This is a genomic window from Streptomyces sp. 71268 (genome assembly GCF_029392895.1).
Lineage (GTDB): Bacteria > Actinomycetota > Actinomycetes > Streptomycetales > Streptomycetaceae > Streptomyces.
In genome coordinates, this window is record NZ_CP114200.1 from 1,243,789 (window position 1) to 1,262,472 (window position 18,684).

Here is an 18,684-nt window from a genome sequence, read left to right on the forward strand (position 1 = left end):
GTGGCGTCGCTGACACCGGCCCGATCAGCCCTTGACTCCGCGGCCCAGCTCCCAGAGCCGGAGCTTGCCCGCGTCGTCGACCGCCCACTCCGCTCCGGTGATGCCGTCACGGGTGGCGACGTACTGCTTCCCCTGCCACAGCGGCAACACGGGCACCTCGTCCGCGATGATGTCCTGCGCCTGCTGGAAGTCCCTGACCGCTACGGTGCGCTGCTCCTGCTGCCGGGTGCGCGGGATCAGGACATCTTCGATCGTGGTGTTTCGGTAGGGGGAGCCCAGGAAGTTGTCGGGGCCGAAGAACGGTGCGACGTAGTTGTCCGGGTCGGGGAAGTCCGGGTACCAACCCATGCCGTAGGCGGCGTACTCACCCTTGGCCGCGGCCGGGCGGAACTTCGTCCAGGGCACGTCCTGGATCTTCACCTGGAACAGCTTGCTGTCGTTCAGTTGCCGCTGGAGCGCCTGGAACTCCTTGGCGGACGCCGGCCCGTAGTGGTCCGAGGAGTAGGTGAGGGTCAGTTTCACCGGGGTGCTCACGTCGGCGTCGCGCAGGATCTCGCGGGCCTTGCTGACGCTGGGGTCGCCGTAGGTGTTGTGGAAGGAGTTGGTGTGCGCCGACGTGCCGGTCGGCACCAGGGAGTACAGCGGCACGGTGGTGCGTTGGTAGACGTCGCGCACCAGCGCCTGCCGGTCGACGAGCTGGGCCATCGCCTTGCGCACGGCCTTGTCGCGCACCCCGGGGGCGTCGGTGTTGAAGGCGAGGTAACGAATCTCCTGGCCCGAGGACTCGGTGAGCTTGACGTCGCCCTGGCCCTTGTCCCGCAGGCGCACGATCTGCTCCGGGCTCAGGGTGCGGTTGAGCGCGCTGATGTCGCCCTCGTTGAGCGCCCTCTCCATCGCCTTGGCGTCGGGGAAGAACCGCATCTCGACCTTGCTGTTGCCCACCTCGACCGCGCCCTGGTACTTCGGATTCTTGGTGAAGACGGCCTTGGTCAGCCGGTTCTCGCTGGTCTCGACGCTCACCTCGTACGGGCCCGAGCCGCTCATCTCGAAGCCGGACCTGAGCTTGTTCTTGGCGTAGTCCTCGCTGTCGACCAGGGCGGTGGCCGGCGTGGCGAGCTTGTGCGGGAAGGTGGCGTCGGGCGACTTGAGGTGGAAGACCACCTCCAACTCGCCGGCGGCCTCGACCTTGTCGACGTTGCTGATCAGCGACTGGGGGCCGTTCGCGTAGTCGATGGCCAGCATGCGCTCGAAGGAGAAGACGACGTCCCGCGCGGTCAGCTCGTTCCCGTTGGAGAACGTCAACCCCTTGCGCAGCGTGCAGCGGAACTGCTCGCTCTGCTTGTCCTGGAACCCGCAACTGCGCGCCGCGTCAGGCACCGGCGTGCTGCCGGACCTGGGCATGCGCATGAGGGTCTGGAAGACGTTGTGCATCACGCCCCACGACCCGACGTCGTATACCTGGGCGGGATCGAGCGGCGCCGGCGCCGCCTCGGTGGCCTCGATCAGATCCGTACTTCCCACGACGATCGCGTCACCGTCCGAGCCGGCCCCGTCCGCGCTCCCGCAGCCCGCGAGAACAGACGTCAACAGGCCCACCAACGCGGGCAACACCATCGTCTTACGGTTCATTCTCGGGGGTCTCCCTACCATCGAAACCCGAGGCCCCACCGTTGTTTGGACAGCGGGCTACGCGGGGTTGTGCTGATGTTCTCCGGGAGACATTAGTAGGCGTCACCAGCATTACTGGAGTGCGGTGTAGTTGGGGCGATATCTCGGCGTTATCGCGCTGCCTCGACAGGGGATATACGCAACGCAGAACGATTCGTGCGAGAGGCCGCCAAACGGGACACAAGACCTCGGCAGAAAGCGGCCGAATCGACCGACCAGCACAGGGAACGGTCACCTGTCGACGGGTCGTTCAGTGAGATAAATCACGCAACCGAGCCTGCCGTGACAGCCATTTACCGCGCGGCGGACGGAAGGCCGCGCCAAGCGGAATTCGATCAGCGATTCATCGACGGGTGGTGTGCACTCAGCGCATATGCGGGACGCGGTTTCCGTAAGCGCCGTCGCGACCGCCGGGTTACCGTGCGCAGACGCCGCGTGAAGTGCGGCGCCCGCGCGGCCAGTTGGGGCAGTCGCATTGCGCGATCCGGGAAGATCATCTTTATCTGAGCCGGGATCACTTTGCGCTGTGCCAGGCGAATATGACGCTCAGTCGGCAATCGGAATACGAACCGCGACCGCCCGCTTACGGAATGGCCGCCCTCTCTTGATCAATTGGCTTGACCAAAGCGCGGAGAAAAGCGAGGTCCACGCCTTCGAGGGAGGGCACCACGGTGCGCCCCGGCGCCGGCTCGATGGGGACCACCGACGGGACCGCGAGCACCGGGCAGCCGGCGGCCTCCGCCGCGCTCACGCCGGTCACGGTGTCCTCGACGACGACGCAGCGCGCGGGGTCGACCCCGAGGCCGGCCGCCGCGAGCAGATAGGGGTCCGGGTGCGGCTTGGTGCGCTCGACCTCGTCGCCGGCGACGGTGAGCCGGAAGTGCTCGGGGCCCAGCGACAGCAGGACCTGGTCGATGACGCGCCGGTGCGAGGCGGAGACCAGCGCGGTCGGCACCCCGTGCGCCGTCAGCTCCATGAGCAGCCGCCGGGCGCCGGGCAGCAGCGGCACGCTGCCCCCGATCAGCTCCGTGAAGCGGGTGTTGAGCCGCGTGATCAGTTCCTCCAGCGCGATGTCGGCGCCGGTGACCTCGATGAGGTAGGAGGCGCTGCGGGTCATGGGGCCGCCGACGACGACCTCACGGTGCGCCTCGTCCAGCACATGCCCGAGTTCGGCGAAGATCGCGGCCTCGGCCGTCCACCACAGGCCCTCGGTGTCCACCAGGGTGCCGTCCATGTCGAGCAGGACGCCCTCCAGGACCGGGGCCCGCTCCTCGTCTGGCCGCGCGTCGACAGCGGGGATGCTGCTGGTCATCCATGCACCTCCGTAACGAAAGGCCCCGGCGGGGCGCCCCCGACGCGGCGGGAGCGCCCCACGAGGGCAAAGGAGCCGGTCACCCTCCGCCCAAGGGAAGGCAACCGGCTGCTACCGGACCGACCAGTGTACGTCGGGCTCCCCAGCCGCGCCCTCGGATATCTCGCGCCGTGACGGCCCGCCTGGCAGGCCCGGGCCCGGTCTCGGGGCCGTGCTCCCGCGGCCCGCGATAAGTCCACGGCCCGCCCACGGGCCAGCGGCCCACCCCCAGCGCGCCCGTACGCGTACCGCCGGCCCGCCGCGCGTAGGCCCGGCCACCCGGCCCCGCCGGTGCGCGTACCGCCCCACCCCGCGCCCATACGCCCGCCGCCCCGGCCGCGCGGGGCGCGGAACGGGGCGGCGGGGGCGAGCGGGGTGGTGACGGCGGTCAGCGGGCGTTGAAGTACTTCGCCTCCGGGTGGTGGATCACGATCGCGTCCGTGGACTGCTCCGGGTGGAGCTGGAACTCCTCGGAGAGCTTCACCCCGATCCGCTCCGGTTCGAGCAGGTCCGCGATCTTCGCCCGGTCCTCCAGGTCGGGGCAGGCCCCGTAGCCGAGCGAGAAGCGGGCGCCGCGGTACTTGAGGTCGAACATCGCCTCGACCGAGTCCGGGTCCTCGCCGGCGAAGCCCAGCTCGGCACGGACCCGGGCGTGCCAGTACTCCGCCAGCGCCTCGGCGAGCTGGACGGACAGGCCGTGCAGCTCCAGGTAGTCGCGGTAGGAGTTGGCCTCGAACAGCTCGGCCGTCGCTGCGCCGATCTTCGAGCCGACCGTGACGACCTGGAGGCCGACCACGTCCCGCTCCCCCGACTCCTCGGGCCGGAAGAAGTCGGACAGGCACAGCCGGCGGCCCCGGCGCTGGCGCGGGAAGGTGAACCGGGTGCGCTCGGTGCCGTCCTCGTGCAGCAGCACCAGGTCGTCGCCCTTGGAGACGCACGGGAAGTAGCCGTAGACCACGGCCGCCTCCAGCAAATTCTCGGTGAGCAGCTTGTCCAGCCAGCCGCGCAGCCGGGGCCGGCCCTCGGTCTCCACCAGCTCCTCGTACGTCGGACCGTCGCCGGTACGCGCCTGCTTGAGCCCCCACTGGCCCTTGAACAGCGCGCCCTCGTCCAGCCAGGAGGCGTAGTCGACGAGCTGGATGCCCTTGACGACGCGGGTGCCCCAGAACGGCGGGGTGGGCACCGGGTTGTCGGTGGCCACATCCGACCGGACCGGGCCGGACTCCGGCTCGGGCTCGTTGACCTCGACGGTGCGCTTGGCGACCCGGCGCTGGCGCAGCTCGGGCAGGGCGGCGCCGGGCACGCCGCGCTTGACGGCGATCAGCGCGTCCATCAGCCGCAGCCCCTCGAAGGCGTCCCTGGCGTAGCGGACCTCGCCCTCGTAGATCTCGTGCAGGTCCTGCTCGACGTAGGCGCGGGTGAGCGCCGCGCCACCGAGGATGACCGGGAAGTCCGCGGCCAGCTGGCGCTGGTTCAGCTCCTCCAGGTTCTCTTTCATGATCACCGTGGACTTCACCAGCAGCCCCGACATGCCGATCACGTCGGCCCGGTGTTCCTGCGCGGCGTCCACGATCGCCGACACGGGCTGCTTGATGCCCAGGTTCACGACGTTGTAGCCGTTGTTGGACAGGATGATGTCCACCAGGTTCTTGCCGATGTCGTGGACGTCGCCGCGCACGGTGGCCAGCACGATGGTGCCCTTGCCCTCCGCGTCCGACTTCTCCATGTGCGGCTCCAGGTAGGCCACGGCGCTCTTCATGACCTCCGCGGACTGCAGCACGAAGGGGAGCTGCATCTGGCCGGAGCCGAACAGCTCGCCGACCACCTTCATGCCCGCGAGCAGCGTGTCGTTGACGATGTCCAGGGCCGGGCGGGAGGTGAGGGCCTCAGCGAGGTCCGCCTCCAGGCCGTTCTTCTCGCCGTCGATGATGCGCCGCTGGAGCCGCTCGTCCAGCGGCAGGGCCAACAGTTCCTCGGCCCGGCCCGCCTTGAGCGACTTGGTGGTGGCGCCCTCGAAGAGTTCGAGGAACTTCTGCAGCGGGTCGTAGCCCTCCGAGCGCCGGTCGTAGATGAGGTCGAGGGCGGTCTTGACCTCCTCTTCCTCCAGCCGGGCGATCGGCAGGATCTTCGAGGCGTGCACGATGGCCGAGTCCAGGCCGGCCTTGACGCACTCGTCGAGGAAGACCGAGTTGAGCACGATGCGGGCGGCCGGGTTGAGGCCGAAGGAGATGTTGGACAGGCCGAGCGTGGTCTGCACGTCCGGGTGGCGGCGCTTGAGCTCGCGGATGGCCTCGATGGTGTTGACGCCGTCCTTGCGGGACTCCTCCTGCCCGGTGCAGATGGTGAAGGTCAGGCAGTCGATGAGGATGTCGGACTCGCGGATGCCCCAGTTGGTGGTGAGGTCCTCGATGAGCCGCTCGGCGACCGCGACCTTGTGTTCGACGGTGCGGGCCTGGCCCTCCTCGTCGATGGTCAGCGCCATCAGCGCCGCGCCGTGCTCCCGGGCCAGCGCGGTGACGCGGGCGAAGCGGGAGTCGGGCCCGTCGCCGTCCTCGTAGTTGACCGAGTTGATCACCGCGCGTCCGCCCAGCTTCTCCAGGCCGGCGCGGATGACGTCCACCTCGGTGGAGTCCAGCACGATCGGCAGCGTGGAGGCCGTGGCGAAGCGGCCGGCCAGCTCGCGCATGTCGGCGACGCCGTCCCGGCCGACGTAGTCCACGCAGAGGTCGAGCAGGTGGGCGCCCTCGCGGATCTGGTCGCGGGCCATCTCCACGCAGTCGTCCCAGCGCCCGTCCAGCATGGCCTCGCGGAACTTCTTGGAGCCGTTGGCGTTGGTCCGCTCGCCGATCGCCAGGTACGAGGTGTCCTGGCGGAAGGGGACGGTCTGGTAAAGCGAGGCGGCGCCGGGCTCGGGGCGCGGGGAGCGCTCGGTGGGCGTCATGTCCCGCACCCGCTCCACGACCTGTCGCAGGTGCTCGGGCGTGGTGCCGCAGCAGCCGCCCACCAGCGAGAGCCCGTACTCGCGGACGAAGACCTCGTGCGCGTCGGCCAGCTCGGGGGGCGTGAGCGGGTAGTGCGCGCCGTCCTTGCCGAGGACCGGCAGGCCGGCGTTGGGCATGGCGGACACCCGGGTGCGGGCGTGCCGGGCCAGGTAGCGCAGGTGCTCGCTCATCTCGGCGGGGCCGGTGGCGCAGTTGAGGCCGATCATGTCGATGCCGAGCGGCTCGAGGGCGGTCAGCGCGGCACCGATCTCGGAGCCGAGCAGCATGGTGCCGGTGGTCTCGACGGTGACCTGGACGAGCAGCGGCAGGTCCACGCCGGCCTCGGCGAGGGCGCGCTTGACGCCGATGACGGAGGCCTTGGTCTGCAACAGGTCCTGGGTCGTCTCCACCAGCAGGGCGTCCGCGCCGCCCGCGATCAGACCGGCGGCGTTCTGCTGGTACGCGTCACGCAGCGCCTCGTACGGGGCGTGTCCGAGGGTGGGGAGCTTGGTGCCGGGGCCCATCGAGCCGAGCACCCAGCGGGGCCGGCCGTCGGCCGCGAACTCGTCGGCGACCTCACGGGCGATGCGGGCGCCCGCCTCGGAGAGCTCGTAGATCCGGTCAGCGATGTCGTACTCGCCCAGCGCCGAGAGGTTGGCGCCGAAGGTGTTCGTCTCCACGCAGTCCACGCCGACGGCGAAGTACTCCTGGTGGACGCTGCGCACGATGTCGGGGCGGGTGATGTTGAGGATCTCGTTGCAGCCTTCGAGCTGTTCGAAGTCGTCGAGGCTGGGGTCCTGCGCCTGAAGCATCGTGCCCATCGCGCCGTCCGCGACCACCACCCGGGTGGCGAGGGCCTCGCGCAGCGCGTGGACGCGGTCGGAGCTGACAGTGGGCGATGGCTTGTGCGAGGCCATGGGTGTGCTCTCCCTGAGGTGCGACGGCTGTCGGCTTTGCGTCTTCCGGTGGAAGGCGCACCCGGCAAGCCTAGCCCTCAGGGTCGAAGTGGCGCCGGACGTCCCGCTGTGCGGGACGGCGCGAGGGGGCGTGGCGGGCCGTCCCGCGAGTCCGCGCGCCCGGTGATCTGGTATCCCGAGGTCGGCATGGGCCGATAGTGTTCAGCATTGTCGAACCACAGATGGTTGAACCATCGAGGTCCCCGAGTCCCCGAGGAGGTTGCGCGATGGCGCGGACCATCCAGTCGCTGGAGCGCGCGGCGGCGATGCTCCGGCTGTTGGCAGGTGGCGAGCGCAGGCTCGGCCTGTCCGACATCGCCGCCTCGCTCGACCTCGCCAAGGGCACCGCGCACGGCATCCTGCGCACCCTCCAGCAGGAGGGCTTCGTCGAGCAAGACCCGGCGTCGGGACGCTACCAGTTGGGCGCGGAGCTGCTCCGGCTCGGCAACAGCTACCTGGACGTGCACGAACTGCGCGCCCGCGCCCTGGTGTGGGCGGACGACCTCGCGCGCTCCAGTGGCGAGAGCGTCTACCTGGGCGTGCTGCACCAGCAGGGCGTGCTCATCGTGCACCACGTCTTCCGGCCCGACGACAGCCGCCAGGTCCTTGAGGTGGGCGCGATGCAGCCGCTGCACAGCACGGCCCTGGGCAAGGTGCTGTCCGCGTACGACCCGGTGGCCCACACCGAGGCGGTCGAGGGCGAGCGCACCGCCTTCACGCCGCGCACGGTGACCGGGGCCGCCGACTTCGAGGGCGTGCTCGACCTGATCCGCGCCCGCGGCTGGGCCGCCGACGTCGAGGAGACCTGGGACGGCGTGGCGTCGGTCGCGGCGCCGATCCACGACCGCCGCCGGATGCCGGTGGGCGCGGTGGGCGTCACCGGCGCGGTGGAGCGGGTGTGCCCGGAGGGCAGCCTGCGCCCGGAGCTGATCGCCGCGGTGCGGGACTGCGCCCGGGCCGTCTCCCGCGACCTGGGCGCGGGCCGCTTCTAACGCCGCCGGCTGGCTGTCCAACGCCGCCAACTGGCTGTCCGTACGGCTTGGGCCGGGCGCCTGGGCCGTACGCCGTGGGTCATGGGCCGGGTGCCCTGGGCCGAGCGCTTTGGGTCTGATGCCCCGCCCCCTCTACTCCCCCGGACCTCCGCTTCCTCTCCTCTCCCTCTGGCCCGCTACCCCACCCCGTTCCGGCCTCCGTCCGCCCCCTTCTCACCGGGTGGGGCGGGCCGTCGTGGGGTGGGGCGCGGGCGGGACGGGTAAGCACCCCGTACTTCCCGGTCAGTTACTGACGAGTTTTCGGTCACAGCACCTTGACGGTGTTGACGGCGTCGAGAAAACTGCCGTGCACCGGTCGGCATTGTCGAACACCTAACGACAATATTCGCTATGGTGGGCAACGCCACGGGCCGGTAAAACGCGCTCACCGAGCGCGCGAACCTCCGGAAGGGACCCGGGGTTCGCCCTCCCCTGGACGAACGACAAAGGAGTCGCGGGTGTCCAGCTCCGACATCTTCATCGGCGAAACCATCGGCACGGCCGTACTGATCCTGCTCGGCGGTGGCGTGGTGGCCGCTGTCACACTCAAGCGGTCCAAGGCGCTCAACGCCGGCTGGCTCGCCATCACCTTCGGGTGGGGTTTCGCCGTGCTGACCGGCGCGTACATCGCGGGTGGCGTCAGCGGCGCCCACCTGAACCCGGCGGTGACCGTCGGTCTGGCCATCAAGGGTGGCGAGGGTGGCACCCAGTGGAGTGACGTGCCGCTCTACTTCGCCTCGCAGCTCCTGGGCGCGATGATCGGCGCGCTCCTGGTGTGGGTCTCCTACTACGGCCACTTCCAGGCCCACCTCACCGACCCCGAGGTCATCGGCGAGACGGGCGGCCAGGAGGGCCTGGTGGACCAGTCGGCCGCCCCCGCGGCGGGTCCGGTGCTCGGCATCTTCTCCACCGGCCCGGAGATCCGCAACGCGGTGCAGAACCTGGCCACCGAGATCATCGCCACCACCGTCCTGGTGCTCGCCATCCTCACCCAGGGCCTGACCGAGGGGCTGGCGGTCTCCGGCACCGGTGCGCTGATGACGGCCCTGGTCGTGGTCGGCCTCGGCCTCTCGCTCGGCGGGCCCACCGGCTACGCCATCAACCCGGTGCGCGACCTCGGCCCGCGCATCGTGCACGCCCTGCTGCCGCTGCCCAACAAGGGCGGCTCGGACTGGGGCTACGCCTGGATTCCCGTCGTCGGCCCACTTGCTGGCGGCGCCATCGGGGGCGGACTCTACGAACTCGCCTTCGCCTAAAGCCCGACCGACGTCATCACGCAGGAGCCGCACATCATGACCGACACCCAGGACTTCGCCTCCACCCCAGGCGCCGCCTCGCACGGCCACGGACCGTTCATCGCCTCCATCGACCAGGGCACCACCTCCAGCCGCTGCATCGTCTTCGACCGGGACGGCCGCATCGTCGCGGTCGACCAGAAGGAGCACGAGCAGATCTTCCCGAAGCCGGGTTGGGTCGAGCACGACGGCGCCGAGATCTGGGCCAACGTCCAGGAGGTCACCGACGGCGCGATCGCCAAGGCCGGCATCACCGGCGCGGACGTGAAGGCCATCGGCATCACCAACCAGCGCGAGACGACGCTGCTGTGGGACAGGAAGACCGGCGAGCCGGTGCACAACGCGCTGGTCTGGCAGGACACCCGCACCGACGCGCTGTGCAAGGAGCTTGGCCGCAACGTCGGGCCCGACCGCTTCCGCCGCGAGACCGGCCTGCCGCTCGCCTCGTACTTCGCCGGTCCCAAGATCCGCTGGTTGCTCGACAACGTGGACGGCCTGCGCGCCCGGGCCGAGGCCGGCGAGATCCTCTTCGGCACCATGGACTCCTGGGTCATCTGGAACCTGACCGGCGGCCCCGACGGCGGCGTGCACGTCACCGACGTCACCAACGCCTCGCGCACCATGCTGATGAACCTGTCCACACTGGACTGGGACGAGCGCATCCTGGCCTCGATGGAGATCCCGGCCGCCGTGCTGCCGGAGATCCGCTCGTCGGCCGAGGTCTACGGCACCGCGACCGGCGGCGCCCTGGCCGGCGTTCCGGTGGCCTCCGCGCTCGGTGACCAGCAGGCCGCGCTGTTCGGTCAGACCTGCTTCGCCAAGGGCGAGGCCAAGTCGACGTACGGCACCGGCACGTTCCTGCTGATGAACACCGGGAGCGCGCCGGTCAACTCGTACAACGGCCTGCTGACCACCGTCGGTTACCGGATCGGCGACCAGGCGCCGGTCTACGCGCTGGAGGGCTCGATCGCGGTCACCGGGTCGCTCGTGCAGTGGATGCGCGACCAGATGGGCCTGATCAACAGCGCGGCCGAGATCGAGACACTCGCCAGCTCCGTCGAGGACAACGGCGGCGCCTACGTCGTGCCCGCCTTCTCCGGCCTGTTCGCCCCCTACTGGCGGGCGGACGCGCGCGGCGTGATCGCCGGGCTGACCCGGTACGTCACCAAGGCGCACATCGCGCGCGCCGTCCTCGAGGCCACCGCCTGGCAGACGCGCGAGATCGTGGACGCGATGACCAAGGACTCCGGCGTCGAGCTGACCGCGCTCAAGGTCGACGGCGGAATGACCTCCAACAACCTGCTCATGCAGACCATCTCGGACGTCCTGGACGCGCCCGTCGTGCGCCCCATGGTCGCCGAGACCACCGCACTCGGCGCGGCCTACGCCGCCGGTCTGGCCGTCGGTTTCTGGCCGGACACCGACGCCCTGCGCGCCAACTGGCGACGGGCTGCCGAGTGGACCCCCCGGATGGAAGCGGACGTACGCGACCGCGAGTACAAGAACTGGCTCAAGGCCGTCGAGCGGACCATGGGCTGGATCGAGGACGAGGAGTAATCATGACCACCCTGCAGAGCGTCCCCGAGCCCGGGACGCACCCGGCTGCCGGTCCCCGACAGGACCGCGCCGAAACCCGGGACCGACTGTCCAGCGCGACGTACGACCTCCTGGTGATCGGCGGCGGCATCCTGGGCACCTCGGTGGCCTGGCACGCCGCGCAATCCGGACTGCGGGTCGCGATGGTGGACGCCGGTGACTTCGCCGGCGCCACCTCGTCCGCCTCCTCCAAGCTCGTCCACGGCGGTCTGCGCTACCTGCAGACCGGGGCGGTAAAGCTGGTCGCGGAGAACCACCACGAGCGGCGGGTGCTGGCCAAGGACGTGGCCCCGCACCTGGTCAACCCGCTCACCTTCTACCTGCCGGTGTACAAGGGCGGCCCGCACGGCGCCGCCAAGCTCGGTGCCGGCGTCTTCGCCTACTCGGCGCTGTCCGCCTTCGGCGACGGCGTCGGCCGGGTCATCTCGCCCGCCAAGGCCGCCGCCGACAACCCGGCGCTGCGCACCGAGAACCTCAAGGCCGTCGCCGTCTTCGGTGACCACCAGATGAACGACTCGCGGGTCGCGGTCATGACCGTGCGTGCCGCGGTCGAGTCCGGCGCGGTCGTGCTCAACCACGCCGAGGTCACGGGCCTGCGCTTCACGCACGGCCGGGTCAGCGGCGCCGAGCTGCGCGACGGCCGCGACGGCGCCGAGTTCGGCGTCAACGCGCGCATAGTCCTGAACGCCACCGGCCCCTGGGTGGACCACCTGCGGCGGATGGAGGACTCCGGCGCGGCCCCCAGCATCCGGCTCTCCAAGGGCGCCCACGTGGTGCTCAAGCGGAAGGCGCCGTGGAAGGCCGCCATGTCCACGCCGGTCGACAAGTACCGGATCACCTTCGCCCTGCCGTGGGAGGACCAGCTCCTGCTCGGCACCACGGACGAGGCGTACGAGGGCGACCCGGGGCAGGTGCGGGCCACCGACGCCGACATCGACCAGATCCTGGAAGAGGCGGCGTTCTCGGTCCGCGACGAGCACCTGTCCCGCGACCTGATCACCTACGCCTACGCGGGCCTGCGGGTGCTGCCCGGCGGGCCCGGGGGCACCGAGTCGGCCAAGCGCGAGACGGTCGTCACCGAGGGCCGAGGCGGCATGCTGTCGGTGGCCGGCGGCAAGTGGACCACCTACCGGCACATCGGCCGCACCGTCATCAACAAGCTGGCCAAGCTGCCCGGCGGCGCGCTCGCCGACGACATGGAGCCGCTGTCCCAGCTCCCGCGCCGGGTGCCGCTGCCCGGCATCGCCAACCCGAACGCCGTCGCGCACCGCCTCCTGGTGGACCGCGAACCCGGCGTGCGGATGGACCCGCTCACGGCCCGTCAGCTCGCCACCCACTACGGCTCGCTGTCCTTCGAGATCGCCCGCCTGGTCGCCGAGGACCCGGCGCTCGGCGAGCGCATCCACCCGGACGGGCCGGAGATCTGGGCCCAGGCCGTCTACGCCCGCGACCACGAGTGGGCCGAGACCGTGGACGACGTGCTGCGCCGCCGCACCACGCTGACCATCCGCGGCCTGGACACCGACGAGGTGCGCGCCCGGGTCGAGGAGCTGCTGCGCCGCTGACACCCGGCGCTCGTACCGAGTCGTGAGAGGGGAGGGGCTCCGCCTGGGGCCCCTCCCCTCCGCGCTGTTCGCACTGCCCGCACTGCCCGCACTGTCCACCGTGTCACGGCGCGCCCGGTCGTACGATGACGCGACGACACGGGGGGGTGGGTCGTTGCGAGGTTCGGCCGCGTTGGGCGCGTGGTGGGGTCGGTTACGGGGGTGGTGGGCCGCGCCGCGACGCCGCCCGGCGGGAGGCCGGTGGCGAGCGGCGGTGACGGCCTGCCGCGCTGGCTGGCGCCGGCTGCGGCGCTGGCGGCCCATACGGCGGTGAGGACGGCATGCGACTGGACCGGGCCGCCACCCGCGCGCGCGTGGTCGCCAGCGCCCGGCAGGTGCTGGCCGCCGGGTTCGACGGCGTCCACCTGGACCTGGAGCCGGCGCACTCGGGCAACGCGGACCTCCTGCGCCTGTTGGAGCGGGCCCGGCCGGTGGTGCGGGCGGGCGGCGGCGTGCTCTCGGTCGCCGCCCACCAGATCGACCCGCTGCCCGCCGCGCACACCGTGCTCCGCGCCCTCACCGGCCGCCCCAAGTGGTGGTCCCAGCGGTACTTCGGACAGGTGGCCCGGCGCGTCGACCAGATCGCGGTCATGTCGTACGACACGGCGATGCCGCTGGAGAGCCTGTACGGGGGCTACGTCGCACACCAGACGAAACTGGCCCTCGAGGTGACCCCGGCGCGGACCGACCTGCTGATGGGGCTGCCCTTCTTCCACACCGACGACCCGGGCCACCGCGCCGCCGCCGAGACCGTGGCCGCGGCCGTGCGCGGCGTCCGGCTGGGGCTGACCCGTGTGGACCGGCACCGCGAGCGGTTCGGGGTCGCGCTGTACGTCGACTTCGCGGCCACCGAGACCGACTGGGCCGCCTACCGACGCGACTGGGGCACCTGCCGCCCCGCGCCCGGGTGCGCGCCCGGCCGGCCCACGGCCGCGCCGCCCGGCCGGCCCTGACGGGCGGACAGTTCCCCGTCGCGGCCGCCCCGGTGGCCTGGGGCCGCCGGGGCGATGCGGAAGCCGGGGCCGCCGCTCGGCGACGGGCGGGGCGCGCGCCGAGCCGGGCGCGGGCGCCACGCCACGAGCTGAACGTGATGGGCACCCAGGGGCTGCGGGGCAGGGCGGGGGAAGCCGTAGGCTTGGGGCCGCACGCAACGGAACTGGAACCGGCGGGGTCACCCGACCACCCCGGTCGGAAGGAGGCGCTGGGTGATCGAGCTTGAGGGGGTTCCCGAGCTGATCGACCCGGTCATGATCTGTGCCTTCGAGGGCTGGAACGACGCCGGAGACGCCGCCTCCACCGCGGTCGGGCACCTGGACCGGGAGTGGAAGGGCGAGGTCTTCGCGGCGCTCGACGCCGAGGACTACTACGACTTCCAGGTCAACCGGCCGACCGTGTGGCTGGACGGCGGGGTGCGCAAGGTCACGTGGCCGACCACCAGGCTCTCGGTGGTGCGGACCGGCGGCGACAAGCCGCGCGACCTCGTGCTGGTGCGGGGCATCGAGCCGAGCATGCGCTGGCGCTCGTTCTGCAACGAGATCCTGGGCTTCGCGCACGAGTTGGGCGTGGAGATGGTCGTGGTCCTCGGGGCACTGCTCGGCGACACCCCGCACACCCGGCCGGTGCCGGTCAGCGGCGTGACCTCGGACCCGGATCTGGCCCGCAGCCTCGACCTGGAGGAGTCCCGTTACGAGGGGCCGACCGGCATCGTCGGCATCCTCCAGGAGTCGTGCACGCATGCCGGTGTCCCGGCCGTGAGCCTGTGGGCGGCCGTGCCGCACTACGTCTCACAGCCGCCCAACCCGAAGGCCACGCTGGCGCTGCTGAACCGGCTGGAGGACCTGCTGGAGCTGCGCATTCCGCTCGGCGAGCTGCCGGAGGACGCGCGGGCCTGGCAACTGGGCGTGGACCAGCTCGCCGCCGAGGACAGCGAGGTGGCCGAGTACGTGCAGTCGCTGGAGGAGGCGCGCGACACGGCGGAGCTGCCGGAGGCGTCCGGCGAGGCCATCGCGCGGGAGTTTGAACGCTACCTGCGGCGCCGGGACGGGCAGCCGGGGCCCGGTGGGCACGCCAGCGACTCCGGCGTCGCCGACAGTCGCGACCCCTATCTGCGCGACCCCGGCAGCGGCCGGGCGCGCCCGGCCAGGTCGACCGCGCGGGACGAGCCCCGGGACGAACCCCGGGAGGAGTCCTCCGACGCGGCGAAGGCCGGGTCGGACGGGGCCGCCGCCACCGGCGACGGCCGACCGGCGGGCGGGGAGAAGCCACGGCGCGAGGACGCCGGGAAGGCCGAGCGGGCCGAGCGTCACGCGGAGGACGAGAAGGCCGAGGACCGCACGGCGGGCGAGGCGGAGCGGACCGAGGAAGGCGAGGGCCGGGCGGACAAGCCCGAGCGGGGGCCCGACGGGGACGCGGGCGACGAGCCCGGCGGGTCCGACGAGGACCGGGGAGCCTGAGCCCGGTCCGCGCCCCGGCCCGGGCGAGCGAGCGCTAGACCGAAGCGGGGAGGGTGGGTGGTGGGCCGTGGCCCACCACCCGCCCTCCCCGCACGTCGCGGTGGTGGCGGCCGCTACAGCGCCACGCCCAGGAGCGCGTCGACGGCGCGCGAGACCACGCCGGGCGCACCCTCGTCCGTGCCGCCCGCGCTGGCCTGGCGCTCGACCCAACGGTCCACCGCCGCGAGGGCGGCCGGCGCGTCGAGGTCGTTGGCCAGGGCCGCGCGCACCTCGTCGACCAGGTCGTCGGCCGGCGGGCCGTCGGGGCGGGAGACGGCGGCACGCCAGCGGTCCAGCCGCTCCCGCGCCTCGGTCAGCACGCCGTCGGTCCACTCCCAGTCGGCGCGGTAGTGGTGCGCGAGCAGCGCCAGCCGGATCGCGGCCGGATCCACGCCGTCGCGCCGGAGCTGGGAGACGAAGACCAGGTTGCCCTTGGACTTGGACATCTTCGCGCCGTTGAGGGCAACCATGCCGGCGTGCACGTACGCCTTGGCGAAGGGGTGCTCGCCGGTCAGCACCTGGGCGTGCGACGCGCCCATCTCGTGGTGCGGGAACGCCAGGTCGGACCCGCCGCCCTGCACGTCGAAGCCCATGCCCAGGTGTTCGAGGGCGATGGCCACGCACTCGATGTGCCAGCCGGGGCGGCCCGGACCGAGCGAGGCCCCGTCCCAGCTCGGCTCGCCGGGGCGGGCGGCCATCCACAGCATCGGGTCGAGCGGGTTCTTCTTGCCGGGGCGGTCCGGGTCGCCGCCGCGCTCGGCGGAGAGCAGGCGCATGGCGTGCGCGTCGAGGCCCGAGACGCCGCCGAACGCGGGGTCGGACTCGACGGAGAAGTAGATGTCGCCCTCCAGCTCGTAGGCGGCGCCGAGCTCGCGCAGCCGCTCCACCAGCGGGACGATGCGCGGGATGGATTCGACCGCGCCGATGTACTGGCGCGGGGGCAGAATCCGCAGGGCGGTCATGTCCTCGCGGAAGAGGGCCGTCTCCCGCTCGGCGAGCGCGGTCCAGTCGTCGCCGTTGGCCACCGCGCGCTCCAGCAGGGGATCGTCGATGTCGGTGACGTTCTGGACGTAGTGCACCTGCCGCTTGGTGTCGAGCCACACGCGCTGAACGAGGTCGAACGCGTTGTAGGTCGCCGCGTGTCCCAGGTGGGTGGCGTCGTACGGCGTGATGCCGCAGACGTAGATACGGGCGACGGGGCCGGGGTCGATGGCTATCGACGCTCCGGTCGCGGTGTCGTGAATCCGGAGGTCGCGGCCCTTGCCGGGCAGGGCGGGAACCTCAGAAGCGGGCCAGGCATACATGACATGAGCGTAACCGGACGCGGCATCCGGCTACGAACCGGTTCGGGTGTCTTGGCGCGATAGGCGGTCTTGCCGACCGGCCCCCGACGTGCTGCGTCAGACCGGGGGCCAGGGGATCGCGGGCCACTGGCCGCTGGGTTCGGGGTGCTTGCCGCTCCGCAGCAGATCGGCTATTCGGCCGCGCAGCGCGTCGAGCTCGGCCGTGGTGATCAGCTCCGCCATGCGGGCGGCCAGCGGCCGAGAGTCGGCCAGGTCGGCTGAAAGTCGCCGTAGGACCTGACGGGCCTCCTCGGGCAGCGGCTCCCCCGCCCAGCCCCACAGCAGCGTGCGGAGCTTGTCCTGCGCGTGGAAGGTGACCCCGTGGTCGATGGCGTACACCGCGCCGTCCGCCGTGGGCAGCAGGTGTCCGCCCTTGCGGTCGCCGTTGTTGATGACCGCGTCGAGCACCGCGAGCCGCCGCAGCCGCGGGTCGTCGGCGTGCACGAGCAGCGCGGTGCGCCCCTGCCCCACGTCCGCGTGACCGACCGCCTTCCAGCCAGGTCCCGGCTCACCACCCTCGACGAGCGCGAGCAGTCGCGGGCCCGGGCTGTCGCTGTCGCTGTCGCCGTCCGCGGTCTCGATCCACAGTTGGCACATCCCCTCGCCGTACGGGCCCTCGCGCAGCACCGTCGGCGGGATCAGGCCCCACCCGGTGGCCTCGGAGATCTCGTACGCGGCGACCTCGCGCCGGGCGAGGTTGCCGTCGGGGAAGTCCCACAGCGGCTGTTCGCCCGCCACCGGCTTGTAGACGCACTCCAGGCTCCGCCCACGGTGGGTGACCGTGCACCAGAGCACGGCGTTGGACGCGTCGGTCACCTGGCCGCGCACCGTCAGCTCGCCGGCGGCCAGCACCTCGCGCGGCGACGGCGCGTCCCCCGCCGAGGGAGTCGCGGACGCCACCGGCCGGGGCGTCAGGCCCCCCTGCGGTAGCCGTTCTGGCGCGGGCATACGTGTCCCTCCGGGTCGAGCGGCAGACTGCACAGCGGGCACGGCGGGCGACCCGCGTTGACGACCTCCAGGGCGCGCTTGGCGAACGCCCGGGCCATGGTGCCGGTGAGCCGCACCCGAAGCATCGGCGGCCCGTTCACATCGTCTTGCAGCAGCCGTTCCTCGGCCTCGGCCAGGTCCTCGTCGGTGTCGGCCTCCAGCTCGACGAGGGCCTGCGCCTCCACCACCATGCGCTGCTCCTCGCCGTCCCAGGCCAGCGCCATGGTGCCGACCCGGAACTCCTCCTCGACCGGGGCGTCCAGCGGCGCCGTGTCGGTCATCTCGGCGGGCGCGACGGCCGGCACCGGCGCGTTGCCCCCGGTGCGCCGCACGACCTCGTCAAGCAGCTCGTCGATCCGCTCGGCCAACGCCTCGACCTGGGCCTTTTCCAGCGCGACGCTGGTGGTGCGGCCGGCCGCCGTCGCCTGCAGGAAGAAGGTACGGCGGCCAGGCAGCCCGACCGTACCGGCGACGAAGCGGTCCGGCGGGTCATAGAGGAACACCTGACGGGACAACGTCCTGCTCCAGTTTTGCTCGACGGTTCGGCTTGCGGTGGTGCTGCGGCGGCCCGGTGCGGCCCGGCCGCGGTGGGCCGCTGAGTCCGCCGTCCTCACTGCCAGGACCACGGTCTCATGCGCGGAACCACCCTACTGCGCGCGGAGATCACGGTGCCCCCGCGCCACCCCCCACCGCGGCGTCCCCGCTCGCGCCCTGCTCCTCGTCCGGTCGCGGGGCGAGCCCCGCGAGGTCGCCGGTGTCGCCGAGCCGGAGCAGGAAGGGGCGCAGCCGGGTGTAGCGGATGGCGGTCACCGAGCAGGGCTCGACGGAGATCCGTTGGAAGAGGTCGAGGTGCATGCCGAGGGCGTCGGCGACCAGCGACTTGATGATGTCGCCGTGCGAGCACATGACGTACAGGGCGTCCTCGCCGTGCTCGGCGGCGACCCGGGCGTTCCAGTCGCGCACCGCCTCCACGGCCCGGTTCTGCATGCCCCGCATCGTCTCGCCGTCGGGCCCGGGGAACTCGGCCGCCGACGGGTGCCGCTGCACGACCTCCATCATCGGTTCGCCGGCCAGCTCGGCGAGCTTGCGTCCGGTCCAGTCGCCGTAGTGGCACTCACCGATCCGCTCGTCGGTGTGTACGCGCAGGTCGGGGCGGGCGGCGACCAGCGGCGCCAGCGTCTCCTGGCAGCGCGGCAGCGGGCTGCACACGGCGGTGGCCAGCGGCAGCTCCGCCAGGCGTGCGGGCAGGCCGGCGGCCTGGGCCAGGCCCCGCCCGTCGAGCGTCACACCGGGCGCCCAGCCGGCGAGGACTCCCGAGGTGTTGGCGGTGGACCGGCCGTGCCGGATCAGGATCAGCGTGGGCATGCCTGAAAGCGTACG

General features: G+C 72.0%; 12 protein-coding genes and 1 pseudogene. 6 read left to right on the plus strand and 7 right to left on the minus strand.

Annotated elements, in window-relative coordinates; translation table 11 throughout:
• Positions 1-24 precede the first annotated feature (24 nt).
• The 3 genes from OYE22_RS04720 to metH all read right to left on the minus strand — a co-directional run bounded on the left by OYE22_RS04720 (position 25) and on the right by metH (position 6,917).
• Positions 25-1,629 (minus strand): ABC transporter substrate-binding protein, encoded by a 1,605-nt coding sequence (locus OYE22_RS04720; protein WP_277319226.1) that lies wholly within the window; start codon positions 1,627-1,629, stop codon positions 25-27.
• A 622-nt stretch (positions 1,630-2,251) separates the two neighbouring features.
• Positions 2,252-2,980 carry an HAD family phosphatase gene (locus OYE22_RS04725; protein WP_277319227.1) on the minus strand — a complete coding sequence of 243 codons (729 nt, stop codon included), beginning with the start codon at positions 2,978-2,980 and terminating at the stop codon, positions 2,252-2,254.
• A gap of 427 nt (positions 2,981-3,407) precedes the next feature.
• A complete protein-coding gene (gene metH / locus OYE22_RS04730) occupies positions 3,408-6,917 on the minus strand; it encodes a methionine synthase (RefSeq protein ID WP_277319228.1) in 3,510 nt (1,169 codons plus the stop codon).
• Positions 6,918-7,183: 266 nt separating this feature from the next.
• Here metH and OYE22_RS04735 point away from each other — a divergent pair, with 266 nt between their 5' ends.
• The 6 genes and pseudogenes from OYE22_RS04735 (at position 7,184) to OYE22_RS04760 (ending at position 14,935) form a co-directional block, all read left to right on the plus strand.
• Entirely contained in the window at positions 7,184-7,948 is a 765-nt protein-coding gene (locus tag OYE22_RS04735) for an IclR family transcriptional regulator (protein ID WP_277319229.1), read from the plus strand.
• Between the two features lie 497 nt (positions 7,949-8,445).
• A complete protein-coding gene (locus OYE22_RS04740; protein ID WP_277319230.1) occupies positions 8,446-9,243 on the plus strand; it encodes an MIP/aquaporin family protein in 798 nt (265 codons plus the stop codon).
• Between the two features lie 36 nt (positions 9,244-9,279).
• Positions 9,280-10,839 (plus strand): glycerol kinase GlpK, encoded by a 1,560-nt coding sequence (gene glpK / locus OYE22_RS04745; protein WP_277319231.1) that lies wholly within the window; start codon positions 9,280-9,282, stop codon positions 10,837-10,839.
• A 2-nt stretch (positions 10,840-10,841) separates the two neighbouring features.
• Positions 10,842-12,443 carry a glycerol-3-phosphate dehydrogenase/oxidase gene (locus tag OYE22_RS04750; RefSeq protein WP_277319232.1) on the plus strand — a complete coding sequence of 534 codons (1,602 nt, stop codon included), beginning with the start codon at positions 10,842-10,844 and terminating at the stop codon, positions 12,441-12,443.
• Between the two features lie 314 nt (positions 12,444-12,757).
• Positions 12,758-13,435, plus strand: a pseudogene (locus OYE22_RS04755) (hypothetical protein); the annotation flags it as partial.
• 252 nt (positions 13,436-13,687) lie between these two features.
• Positions 13,688-14,935, plus strand: coding sequence for a PAC2 family protein (locus tag OYE22_RS04760; protein WP_277319233.1), 1,248 nt, complete (start codon positions 13,688-13,690; stop codon positions 14,933-14,935).
• Between the two features lie 113 nt (positions 14,936-15,048).
• On the opposite strand, the gene mshC is transcribed toward OYE22_RS04760, so the two are convergent.
• The 4 genes from mshC to OYE22_RS04780 all read right to left on the minus strand — a co-directional run bounded on the left by mshC (position 15,049) and on the right by OYE22_RS04780 (position 18,669).
• Positions 15,049-16,278 carry a cysteine--1-D-myo-inosityl 2-amino-2-deoxy-alpha-D-glucopyranoside ligase gene (mshC, locus tag OYE22_RS04765; protein WP_277319234.1) on the minus strand — a complete coding sequence of 410 codons (1,230 nt, stop codon included), beginning with the start codon at positions 16,276-16,278 and terminating at the stop codon, positions 15,049-15,051.
• 96 nt (positions 16,279-16,374) lie between these two features.
• On the minus strand, positions 16,375-17,265 hold the full coding sequence (locus tag OYE22_RS04770; RefSeq protein WP_277319235.1) for an SCO1664 family protein: 891 nt from the start codon (positions 17,263-17,265) through the stop codon (positions 16,375-16,377).
• Positions 17,229-17,819 (minus strand): DUF3090 domain-containing protein, encoded by a 591-nt coding sequence (locus OYE22_RS04775; protein ID WP_176164842.1) that lies wholly within the window; start codon positions 17,817-17,819, stop codon positions 17,229-17,231. Before OYE22_RS04775 ends, OYE22_RS04770 begins: the two co-directional genes overlap by 37 nt.
• Positions 17,820-17,967: 148 nt before the next feature.
• On the minus strand, positions 17,968-18,669 hold the full coding sequence (locus OYE22_RS04780) for a histidine phosphatase family protein (protein WP_277319236.1): 702 nt from the start codon (positions 18,667-18,669) through the stop codon (positions 17,968-17,970).
• Positions 18,670-18,684: the final 15 nt, after the last annotated feature.